This is a genomic window from Haemophilus sp. HMSC61B11 (assembly GCF_001838615.1).
Taxonomy (GTDB): domain Bacteria; phylum Pseudomonadota; class Gammaproteobacteria; order Enterobacterales; family Pasteurellaceae; genus Haemophilus_D; species Haemophilus_D parainfluenzae_AD.
The window spans coordinates 18,754-29,955 of record NZ_KV837997.1 but is presented as its reverse complement, the minus strand read 5'-3'; the positions used below and the strand labels follow the sequence as shown (position 1 = coordinate 29,955).

Sequence of the window (11,202 nt, the reverse complement as noted above, 5' to 3'; positions counted from 1 at the left end):
ACAACAAAAGGACATTTTTTCCCAGTTATTACCTCATTTACCGCAAAAAACAAACCAATGTTGTTTTATCGGTGCTATTTCGCCTCACTTAACTTGGTCTAAAACGCTTATTTTACCGCAAACACTCAATGTTCAGGAATGTGAACAACAATGTCGTTTTATTTTGCAAAAAGAATTACCGATTCCTTTGGATGAATTATGGTTTGATTATCTTACCACGCCATTAAAACAAGGTTTTCGTTTGGATATAACGGCGATTCGACAAGAAAGTGCCAATGCAGAATTAGCAAAATATCTACCGTTAAAATTGACCGCACTTGATTTACTGAATCACAGTATTTTACGTGCATTTTATGCCATTTTAGGTCAAGAGCCGATTAACACTTTATTTTTATATCAAGATCAACAAGGTTGCCTCGCCGTTTGTGAACGCTTACAACAACGACAAGTTTTGCAATCTCAAGGTGATTTATCCGAACTTTATCAACAATTTATCCAACGCTTTCCCGAAACGATAGAACAGATTTATGTGTATCAAACGCCCGATATGTTGAATTCAGACACAATCGAATTACAGCCTCAGGATTGGCAGCGTATCGAAACAGATTTTCCTTTCATCGCCTTAGGTAATGCACTTTGGCAAACCGATTTAAAGCTAGTGGATTTATCCTCAAAAACGACCGCACTTTTGCCTTTAGTTAATCGGGAGAGTGGTGATGTTTAGCCTTAATTTATTGCCTTGGCGCTTAGAACAACATCAAAAGGCCTTTCATCGTTTTATGTGGCAAGGTTTAATTTGGCTAGCTTGCTCAGTTTTGATTGTCGTTGGATTGAACCAACTTGATGAACAACAAGCGCAAACCCTAAGCCAGACAAAAGAAAAACTGACACAAATAACTTATCAAGTCCATCAGAAACGCATTCAAGTTCAACAACTACAACATGATTTGAAAGAAATGAATGAGCTGACAGAAATGGATACAGAATATGTGTATCGCCTGCTTAATTTATTAACTGAGTTCCCATTACAACAGGGTGAGTTAGATGAATTTACGCTCAATGCGAAGCGAGTTGTCCTTTCAGGCGCGACAGAAAGCCAACAAGAGTTTGAGGAGATACATCAATTTCTCAAACGTCATTTTACAGAGGTTAACTTAACTAAGTTTCAGCCAGTGCAACAGCAGTTATTTTTTCAATTTGATATTCATTTATCGGAGTCTGAGCAATGAGGAACTTTATCAATGAGCTAGTTCAAAAAAGTGCACAAAGTTGGTTTGGGAGATGGCTTCGATTACCTCAAATGGTCCATGTTGCCTTTTGGTTGAGTGCATTAAGTGCGGTCATCTTTTTACCTGTTTTTCGTTACGTTGAAAATAGCAACGAACGACATCGACTTGACGCAGAATTGAGTTTGCAGCAGCAAGAGTGGGATAAACAGGAAAAGATTTTACAAACCTTAAGGCAAAAGTCAGACAGCCGACAACTTTCTCCAGAATTAGCTAATTCTGTATTGCCGATTAATCAGCATGTACAGGCGTTGTTAAATGGGCGACTTCGAGCGTTGGATTTACGTTGGGATTTTTCTCAACATACTTTGTTGCATTTGTCATTGCAAGGCTATTTTGTCGATTTGCAGCAATTTTTGACCGCACTTTTAAATGATGTTCCTACACTTTCTTTAACTCAATTAAACATTGAGAAATTAGATGAAGAGGAAAATGCTTCTATTACATGTGAGTTAATTTTCCAATTAAATAAGGACAAATAATGAAAAAGCTTTTCTTAATCTTGATAGCGTTTTTTTCTGTATCAACATTTTCGCAAGATCCTTTTGATCGTAAACAAAGAGAACAAACTGAATATCCAAAAGAGGGGCTCACCCTACCGCCGGTGTCGGCTTGCGTGTATTCGGAGCCGAGACTGGCGGAGGAACGCCCATTGGCTCAGCTACATATTGTTGGAGTCGTGCAATATGGTAAACAGGCAGAAGTGTTATTTAATGATAATGGGCATATTCTGTCTGTTCAAGTCGGGCAGAGGATTGGAAAAGAAGGCTATTTAATCGAAAAAGTGAGTAAAAACAGCGTGACGCTTCAAAGTTATAAACCTGGGCAATGTGAACAAACGACCTCAATCATAATGAGATTTTAAAATGATAAAGCAGAAAATAAAAACAAAGTGCGGTCAGTTTTTAATGTGTTTTTTGATCCTATGGACAACTTACTCAGCGGCAGAGAATCGCGTATTTTCACTTCGCTTAAAACAAGCTCCCATGGTGGCGACACTCCAACAACTTGCTCTTGAGCAAAATACTAATTTAATGATTGATGATGAATTAGAGGGAACGCTTTCATTGCAATTGGATAATGTAGATTTTGATCGTTTATTGCGTTCTGTAGCAAAAATCAAAGGGCTCTCTTTTTATCAAGAAAATGATATTTATTATTTGGGTAAGCCTTCTCAACATGAGCAATATGCAGAGAAAATGACAGAACCTATGGCAATTAGCGGAGAAAGTTTGCCTAGTGAAACACCACTTGTGAGTACAACGGTTAAACTGCATTTTGCCAAGGCCTCTGATGTGATGAAATCTTTAACAACTGGTAGTGGTTCTTTGCTTTCACCTAGCGGCACAATTACATTTGATGACCGAAGCAATGTATTACTGATTCAGGATGATGCACGTTCACTCAAAAATATTAAAAAATTGATTGCAGAGCTAGATAAACCCATTGAACAAATTGTCATTGAAGCACGTATTGTGACGATTACCGATGAAAGCCTAAAAGAATTAGGTGTGCGTTGGGGTATTTTTAATCCTACTGAGGCAGCCCATCGAGTGAGTGGCAGTCTAGATGCGAATGGCTTTAGTAATATCAGTAATAATTTAAACGTGAATTTTGCGACAACGGTCACGCCAGCTGGCTCATTAGCACTTCAAGTGGCTAAAATTAATGGTCGATTATTAGACTTAGAATTAACCGCACTTGAACGTGAAAATAACGTAGAAATTATTGCGAGCCCTCGCTTACTCACGACTAATAAGAAAAGCGCAAGCATTAAACAAGGGACAGAAATTCCTTATGTGGTGACGAATGGGAAAAATGATACGCAATCAGTGGAATTTCGAGAAGCCGTGTTAGGATTGGAAGTCACACCGCATATTTCGAAGGATAATAATATTTTATTGGATTTATTAGTGAGTCAAAATTCCCCGGGAAATCGCGTGGCTTACGGACAAAATGAAGTGGTATCCATTGATAAACAAGAAATTAATACGCAAGTGTTTGCCAAAGATGGCGAAACAATTGTATTGGGTGGTGTATTCCACGATACGATCACGAAAGGTGTCGATAAAGTACCATTATTGGGCGATATTCCAGGTATTAAACGCTTATTTAGTAAGGAAAGCGAACGTCATCAAAAGCGAGAGCTTGTAATTTTTGTGACCCCTCATATTTTGAAACAAGGTGAAAGAATGGAAATGGCTAAGAAAGAGAAGCATTTTAAACAAGTTGAAAAAACAAAAAAATAAAGTGCGGTCAATTTCTCTCATGTTTTCTCATTTTTTTCAATTTAGCTGTGTGCATTGCAAGCGATCTATTCATCTTGGTCGAAATGGATTGTGCAGTCGATGTCAGAAGCAAATTAAAACTTTCCCTTATTGTGGGCAATGTGGTTCACCCTTGCAGCATTATGCAATGGGCTGTGGACATTGTTTGAAAAATGAACCCGCTTGGGATCGTATTGTGATTATTGGGCATTACCTCGAACCGCTTTCTTCACTTATTCATCGTTTTAAATTCCAAAAACAGTTTTGGTTAGATCGGAGTTTATCGCGTTTGCTTTATCTTGCGGTGCGAGAGGCGAGACGAACACATGGACTCTCTCTGCCACAGGCGATTATCCCCGTACCGCTATATCATTTTCGACAGTGGCAACGGGGCTATAATCAGGCTGATTTATTGGCTAATTGGTTAAGTCGTTGGTGTGATGTGCCTAACTGTAATCATGTGGTGAAACGGATTAAACATACTCATACTCAGCGAGGTTTAACGGCGAAAGATCGACGACACAATCTTAAAAATGCTTTTGCAGTGAATACCAAAAAGCCTTTTCCTTATGAACGCGTTGCTTTGGTGGATGATGTGATTACAACCGGCTCAACGTTGGCAGAGATAGCCAAACAGCTTCGAAAATTAGGTGTAAAAGAAATTCAGGTATGGGGTTTAGCGAGAGCTTAAATTCTGTTAAAGATAGGATTCATCTATATCTATAAAAATAGGAATAAATGTAGAAAAAATTGCCATATCGGAGTATTATTCTTAACATATTATATCAAATATTAGGACTTTATTTATGGAACAAATTTTTATTTCAGATGCTGCACAAGCACATTTTCGGAAACTTTTAGATACGCAAGAAGAAGGTACAAATATTCGTATTTTTGTCGTGAATCCGGGTACTCCAGGAGCAGAATGTGGCGTGTCCTATTGCCCGCCAAATTCAGTTGAAGCGACTGATACCGAAATGAAATACGATACTTTTTCAGCATTTGTAGATGAAATAAGCTTACCGTTTTTAGAAGATGCGGAAATTGATTATGTAACAGAAGAGCTTGGGGCTCAACTGACTTTAAAAGCGCCTAACGCAAAAATGCGTAAAGTTGCAGATGATGCGCCTTTAATCGAGCGCGTAGAGTATGTGATTCAAACACAAATCAACCCACAATTAGCTAGCCATGGCGGTAAAATCACGTTAATTGAAATTACTGATGATGGTTATGCTGTTCTACAATTCGGTGGTGGCTGTAATGGTTGTTCAATGGTTGATGTCACTTTAAAAGACGGGGTAGAAAAACAGTTAGTTTCGCTCTTCCCGAATGAATTAAAAGGTGCAAGAGACGTAACAGAACACCAACGTGGTGAACATTCTTATTATTAAGAATAGAAGATAAAAAAGGGCGAATCATTCGCTCTTTTATTTTCTAAGCGGCAGATAATTTCTGTAACAATCGATCCATCGCCCGATATCCTAGCGCTTCTGCTAAATGAGGTTGTTGTATCTCTTTTTCGCCATTCAAATCGGCAATTGTGCGTGAGACTTTCAAAATTCGATGGTAGGCTCTTACTGAAAGCCCTAGCTTATTCAGTGCATTCTCAAGAAATAGTGAATCTTTATCTTGTAATTTACAGTCTCGTTCAATTTCTTTGCTTGAAAGATATGCATTGATCTTGCCTGCTCGAGCAAGTTGAATTTCTCTCACTTTTAACACTTTTTCTCTTACTTGTTGGCTTGTTTCGCCTCTATCTCCAGTATTCTGTAAGCTACCTTGTGGCAGAAGGGGTACTTCAATGGATAAATCAAAGCGATCTAAAAATGGGCCAGAAAGGCGATTTAAATAACGTATCACTTGTTGTGGCGAGGTGCGGTTATGTGTTCCCGTATAATGCCCCGTTGGACTTGGATTCATCGCCGCAACTAATTGAAAGCGAGCAGGAAATTGGATTTTAGCATTGGCTCGCGAAATAATAATTTCTCCACTTTCTAATGGCTGGCGGAGTGCATCAAGTACTTTACGCTCAAACTCAGGCAATTCATCAAGAAAAAGTACGCCATTATGTGCGAGCGATATTTCGCCTGGTTTTGGAATGGTTCCTCCACCTACTAAGGCTGGCAAAGAGGCACTATGATGTGGTGCTCGAAACGGTCGTTGTTTCCAGTTATGAAAATTTAATTCATTTTGTACTAAACTCGTAACCGAAGCGGTTTCAATGGCTTCTGAATCAGTCATTTCAGGGAGTAATGCGGTGAGACGACTTGCTAACATAGTTTTACCTGTACCGGGAGGACCTAAAAAGAGTAGGTTGTGCTGACCTGCGGCAGCTATTGTTAGTGCTCGTTTAGCATGTTGCTGACCAATAATATCCGTCAAATCTAAGTGATTTTTAGCTGAAAATCCGACCGCACTTTCTTGTGCGAGTAATGAGGCCAAAGGTAATTTTTCTTGATTATTTAAGAATTGCACGACTTCCAAAAGATTTTTAGCGAAATAAGTCTCTTGTTCTGAGACAAGTGAGGCTTCATTGGCATTTTGATAAGCGATAATGGGGGCTCGTTTGGCTTTTTGTGCCACTAAAATGGCGGGGATCACGCCGTGTACACCACGTAATTCACCTGTTAATGCGAGTTCACCAACGAATTCAAATTGTTTTAAACGGCTACCATCTAATTGATCTGATGCAGCCAAAATACCTATCGCAATGGGTAAATCAAATCGTCCCCCTTCTTTGGGTAAATCAGCCGGTGCAAGATTTACGGTGATGCGTTTGGCAGGATATTTGAACTGCGCATTCATTAATGCACTTCTGACTCGATCTTGTGCTTCTTTTACAGTTTTTTCGGGGAGGCCAACTAAGGTAAATCCAGGCTTTCCGTTACTTAAGTGTACCTCAATGGTAACAAGAGGGGCTTGTACGCCCATTGAGGCACGGCTATAAACAATGGCAAGAGACATTCAGATTCCTTAAAGTTCGGTCAAAAATAATCAGATTTTCGCACTATAAAAAAAGCACAGAATGAAATCATACATTCTGTGCTTTTTTTGCGATCTTGATCGCAGAAATTACTTTTTCTTTATCAAAAATTACGAAAAAAGTGGCGCAAACCAACTATCTAATTTGGTCGCTAATTTATCAATACCAATTTTATTTTGTGCAGAAAAGGCTTCGACTTGAATATCACCTTGGAAGGGTAAAATCGCTTCACGTACTATTTTGACTTGTTTGCTACGTGCATTTTGGCTGAGTTTATCCGCTTTAGTTAAAAGTAACATGACCGGTAAATCAGCAGAAACTGCCCATTCGATCATTTGTTGATCAAGATCTTTTAACGGATGACGAATATCCATCAGAACAACAAGCCCGCCTAAGCATTCGCGTTTTTGCAAATATTCCCCGAGGGATTTTTGCCACTCGATTTTCATTTTCTCAGGAACGGCAGCATAGCCATAGCCAGGTAAATCCACTAGTTTACAATTCGGTTCCACCTCAAAAAGGTTGATGAGCTGTGTACGACCAGGAGTTTTTGAAGTTCTGGCTAAGCTTTTTTGATTTGTTAATGCATTAAGTGCGGTTGATTTTCCGGCATTTGAACGTCCAGCAAAAGCAATTTCAATCCCTGTATCTTCTGGGATGGAACGAATATTGGGGGCGCTCGTAAGAAAATGCGTTTTATGATAATTTAGTTTAATTTCAGACATAATGGTTCCTTTCATCAATTGACCTTAGCATATCACAAATAGAAAAATTGCTGAAATTATGAGAGAATGCGCGCTTTGCATAATTTAACGCATCTTTTTAATTATATTAATCATTATGGAATCTCAAGAGAATCAATATCGCTGGCCAAAAGCGGAAGCCGTTTATCCAGATAGGCCTGGGCGTTCTTATGCGCTTAAGCGCCTACGTTATCGTCTTCGCTCTTTTTTACATCGAGGCTCAATTGTTCACTTTGAGCAATTTATTAATCAGCATCCTTTTCTTGTCACATTATTAAATGAGCGTGCAGATTATAGCTACCCATTAGTTTATCGTTTTTTAGATAAACGTTTTAATAGCAAACAGCGTTTCCAAGCTATCTGCGACAATCTACTTTTTTTACCTGAAAAATTGACCGCACTTTCAGTACTCATTTATAAAACGCCATTAAGTTTTGGTGAAGTGATTCCTGATTTTGAGATGACATTGTCGATGACCACGCACCAACCGATGGAAGGCTATTGGGTATTGGAATTATGGCATAAACCACGTAATGAATTAGTGTATTTGCTTACTTTTGCCAAACTTGATGAGGCATTACTTATTTCTGTGGTGCAGGGACCCAATTTTGAAGGTTCCAAAGAGATGGTGAAGCAACTTACAAAAACTTGCCATGGTTTACGCCCTGCTTATTTGATGGTAGAAACGATGAAAGCATTGACGAAAGCATTAGGTTTTAATCAATTGTTAGGTATTCCTCAAAAATATCAAAATAAATCGCGTTTTATTCAAAGTTCACATTATGTTGTAGATTATGATGCGATTTTTTCTGAATCAGGTGGACAGTTGAAAGACTATTGGGAATTGCCTTTAGAGATCGATAGAAATCTTGATGAGGTACCGAGTAAGAAACGTTCTATGTATAGCAAACGCTATGCAATGCTAGATGATTTGGCTAAAGTGATTGAAGAAAAATTAGAATTGTAAAAGTAAAAAGTGCGGCGAATGTTGACCGCACTTTTTGTTTTATAAGACCTTCAAGCAAGCCACAAAATGGCTGTTGTTTTGGCTGGTGAAAGGTGGTTTTTGTTTCGCACAATTTTCATCGGCTTTTAGGCAGCGAGTACGGAACACGCAACCAGACGGCGGATTAATTGGCGAAGGTAGCTCACCTTCAAGTAATTCGATGGACTTATTGCGTTCCAATTTCGGATCGGGAATCGGAACAGCAGACATTAAGGCTTTGGTATAAGGATGTTTAGTGTTGTTATACACTTCCTCATCGCTGCCTAATTCCATGGCATTACCTAAATACATCACCAACACGCGGTCAGAAATGTGTTTTACCACCGCTAAGTCATGGGCGATGAAAATTAATGAAAGCCCCATTTCTTTTTGTAGCGACTTTAATAAATTCACTACTTGTGCTTGAATGGACACATCCAATGCAGAAACGGGCTCATCGCAAATGATCATTTTCGGTTCAATGATTAAGGCGCGAGCAATACCGATACGCTGACATTGGCCACCAGAAAACTCATGCGGATAGCGGTTAATCAAGTTTGGTAAAAGCCCGACTTTCAACATCATCGCTTGTACTTTTTCTTTCACTTCAGCAGCGCTTAAGTGCGGTTGGTAAATTTTTAATGGCTCAGCAATAATTTCACCAATATTCATTCGCGGATTGAGAGAGGCGAGAGGGTCTTGGAAAATCATTTGAATGTCTTTACGCGTTTCTTTCCATTGTTTCGGTGATTGTTTTCGTAAATTTTTACCAAGCCACAAGATTTCCCCTTCACTCGCTTCGACTAAACCGATAATAGCGCGTGCAAGTGTGGATTTACCGCAACCGGATTCACCTACTACACCGAGAGTTTCACCTGCGTAAAGTTTAAAAGACACATCCTTCACCGCTTTTAAGGTTTGCGGTTTGGCGAAGAAAATGGATTTATCGTTTTTAATTTTAAAACTAACGCCTAAGTGATTGACTTCAAGGAGTAATTCTTTGTTATTTGAAATTGTCATAGGGTAAATTTCTCCACGGGTAACCAACAATTGCGTAATTGACCTTCATTAAATGCGGTAAGTTTTGGTGCAGTTTGGCATTGTTCGGTAGAAAATTGGCAACGAGGTGAGAACGGGCAACCTTTTGGCAAATGCAATAAATTCGGTGGATTGCCTGGAATGGTGACCAAGTGCTCTTCATTGCCATCTAAGCGAGGAATTGCATCCATTAAGCCAATAGAATAAGGATGGGTTGGATGATAGAAAATTTGCTCTGCCGTGCCGTATTCCATGGTTCGTCCGGCATACATCACCATCACTTGATCGCAAATACCCGCCACGACACCAAGATCATGAGTAATCATAATAATCGCGGTATTAAATTCACGTTTTAACTCATTTAACAAGGTCATGATTTGCGCTTGAACGGTCACATCTAAAGCGGTGGTGGGCTCATCAGCAATCAGTAGTTTTGGACGACATAATAAGGCCATCGCAATCATCACCCGTTGACGCATACCACCTGAAAACTCGTGTGGATACATGCCCATGCGTTTTTTAGCTTCTGGCATTTTGACCGCATCCAGCATTTTCACCGATTCAGCAAAGGCTGTTTGTTTATCATAACCTTTGTGCAACTGTAGCACTTCCATGAGCTGTTCACCGATTTTCATGTAAGGATTAAGTGATGTCATTGGGTCTTGGAAAATCATGGAAATTTGTTCGGCACGAATTTTATTTAATTCAGCCTTTGGTAAATTAACCAATTCTTTTCCTTCAAAAATGGCCGAGCCTTCCACTGTACCATTGGCCGCCAATAAGCCCATTAAAGCAAAGGCAGTTTGTGACTTGCCTGAGCCACTTTCACCTACGATTCCCAGCGTGCTTCCTGCATTGAGCGTGAAGTTTAGGTCATTCACTGCGGTGACGACGCCATCTGGTGTTTTGAAGCGAACGTAGAGATTTTTTACATCTAATAAAGGATTCATAATTCGCTCCTATCTATCTTTCGGATCAAGTGCGTCACGCAACCCGTCACCGATAAAGTTAAAACAAAACAGTGTAAGACAAAGGAAAAATGCCGGGAAAATTAATAACCAAGGCGACACCTCCATTTGCGCAGCACCATCACTTAAGAGCGCACCCCAGCTACTCATTGGCTCTTGTGTACCTAAGCCTAAGAAGCTTAAGAATGATTCGAAAAGAATAAGTCCAGGTACTTCAAGCGAGGCGTAAACTGCCACTAAGCCCAATACATTTGGAATGATGTGCTTAAAAATGATTTGGCGACGAGGTACGCCACAAACGATGGCGGCTTCGACGAATTCTTTATTTTTCAAACTAAGCGTTTGACCACGTACGATACGAGCGAGACCAAGCCAAGCAATGGCCCCGATTGCGATAAAAATTAAGAAAATGTTTTGGCCAAAAAGAGTCACTAACAAAATCACGAAAAACATAAATGGAAATGAGCTGAGAATCTCTAAAAAGCGCATCATCAACATATCTGTTTTACCGCCTACGTAGCCTGAAATTGCTCCATAAATTGTGCCGATAGTTACGGAAATGAAAGCACCCGCGATCCCGACCAATAATGAAATACGTCCACCAATAGCAGTACGTATCAATAAGTCTCGACCTGAAGCATCGGTACCGAAGAAGTGATAGCCTTCCATTGTTGGTGGGGAGCTCATCATATTCCAATCGGTATCTTCATAGGTAAATGGGAAGAACCAAGGTGCTACGGTAATAAATACAATAATAAACGCCAAAATAATCAGACTGGCAACGGCCGCTTTATTGCGGAAAAAACGGCGTTTCGCATCTTGCCATAGGCTGCGGCCTTCCAGTTGCATTTCTTCAATACGGTCAGCCACTTGTTTCACAAAATCCGCATTTTTCTGATTAATCGGCTGAGTACGATAATCTGTCATAACTT

13 protein-coding genes are annotated in these 11,202 nt (G+C 39.7%); 8 read left to right on the top strand and 5 right to left on the bottom strand.

What is annotated here, in order from left to right:
• The 7 genes from HMPREF3263_RS08785 to nfuA form a co-directional block, all read left to right on the top strand.
• Positions 1–724 (top strand): competence protein ComA (locus HMPREF3263_RS08785; protein ID WP_070853225.1); only part of this gene is annotated, 724 nt, incomplete at its 5' end.
• Positions 717–1,229: a competence protein ComB gene (locus HMPREF3263_RS08780; protein WP_070853224.1), complete on the top strand. Its 513-nt coding sequence runs from the start codon at positions 717–719 to the stop codon at positions 1,227–1,229. The genes HMPREF3263_RS08785 and HMPREF3263_RS08780, both read left to right, overlap by 8 nt.
• Positions 1,226–1,768 (top strand): competence protein ComC, encoded by a 543-nt coding sequence (locus tag HMPREF3263_RS08775; protein ID WP_070853223.1) that lies wholly within the window; start codon positions 1,226–1,228, stop codon positions 1,766–1,768. The genes HMPREF3263_RS08780 and HMPREF3263_RS08775 overlap by 4 nt, the downstream gene beginning before the upstream one ends.
• On the top strand, positions 1,768–2,151 hold the full coding sequence (locus tag HMPREF3263_RS08770; RefSeq protein ID WP_049371353.1) for a pilus assembly protein PilP: 384 nt from the start codon (positions 1,768–1,770) through the stop codon (positions 2,149–2,151). The genes HMPREF3263_RS08775 and HMPREF3263_RS08770 overlap by 1 nt, the downstream gene beginning before the upstream one ends.
• 1 nt (position 2,152) lies before the next feature.
• The gene (locus HMPREF3263_RS08765) at positions 2,153–3,535 is read left to right on the top strand and encodes a type IV pilus secretin PilQ (RefSeq protein WP_070853222.1); all 1,383 of its coding nucleotides are present in this window, start codon (positions 2,153–2,155) and stop codon (positions 3,533–3,535) included.
• A gap of 19 nt (positions 3,536–3,554) precedes the next feature.
• Complete coding sequence (locus HMPREF3263_RS08760; protein ID WP_070853226.1) at positions 3,555–4,244, top strand: ComF family protein; 690 nt, start codon at positions 3,555–3,557, stop codon at positions 4,242–4,244.
• Positions 4,245–4,359: 115 nt separating this feature from the next.
• Positions 4,360–4,944 (top strand): Fe-S biogenesis protein NfuA, encoded by a 585-nt coding sequence (nfuA, locus tag HMPREF3263_RS08755; protein ID WP_005694707.1) that lies wholly within the window; start codon positions 4,360–4,362, stop codon positions 4,942–4,944.
• A gap of 43 nt (positions 4,945–4,987) precedes the next feature.
• Here nfuA and HMPREF3263_RS08750 read toward each other — a convergent pair whose 3' ends face one another.
• Positions 4,988–6,517, bottom strand: coding sequence for a YifB family Mg chelatase-like AAA ATPase (locus tag HMPREF3263_RS08750; RefSeq protein WP_070853221.1), 1,530 nt, complete (start codon positions 6,515–6,517; stop codon positions 4,988–4,990).
• Positions 6,518–6,646: 129 nt separating this feature from the next.
• Positions 6,647–7,261 (bottom strand): ribosome biogenesis GTP-binding protein YihA/YsxC, encoded by a 615-nt coding sequence (gene yihA, locus HMPREF3263_RS08745; protein WP_005697356.1) that lies wholly within the window; start codon positions 7,259–7,261, stop codon positions 6,647–6,649.
• Between the two features lie 115 nt (positions 7,262–7,376).
• Here yihA and HMPREF3263_RS08740 point away from each other — a divergent pair, with 115 nt between their 5' ends.
• Positions 7,377–8,246, top strand: coding sequence for a VirK/YbjX family protein (locus HMPREF3263_RS08740; RefSeq protein ID WP_070853220.1), 870 nt, complete (start codon positions 7,377–7,379; stop codon positions 8,244–8,246).
• A 39-nt stretch (positions 8,247–8,285) separates the two neighbouring features.
• Here the strand turns inward: HMPREF3263_RS08740 and oppF are convergent, their stop codons facing one another.
• The 3 genes from oppF to oppC are packed head-to-tail and all read right to left on the bottom strand — an operon-like array spanning position 8,286 to position 11,197.
• Positions 8,286–9,284, bottom strand: coding sequence for a murein tripeptide/oligopeptide ABC transporter ATP binding protein OppF (gene oppF / locus HMPREF3263_RS08735; RefSeq protein ID WP_005697416.1), 999 nt, complete (start codon positions 9,282–9,284; stop codon positions 8,286–8,288).
• Positions 9,281–10,252 carry an ABC transporter ATP-binding protein gene (locus HMPREF3263_RS08730; protein ID WP_005697400.1) on the bottom strand — a complete coding sequence of 324 codons (972 nt, stop codon included), beginning with the start codon at positions 10,250–10,252 and terminating at the stop codon, positions 9,281–9,283. Before HMPREF3263_RS08730 ends, oppF begins: the two co-directional genes overlap by 4 nt.
• A gap of 9 nt (positions 10,253–10,261) precedes the next feature.
• Positions 10,262–11,197 carry an oligopeptide ABC transporter permease OppC gene (oppC, locus tag HMPREF3263_RS08725; protein ID WP_005697389.1) on the bottom strand — a complete coding sequence of 312 codons (936 nt, stop codon included), beginning with the start codon at positions 11,195–11,197 and terminating at the stop codon, positions 10,262–10,264.
• Positions 11,198–11,202: the final 5 nt, after the last annotated feature.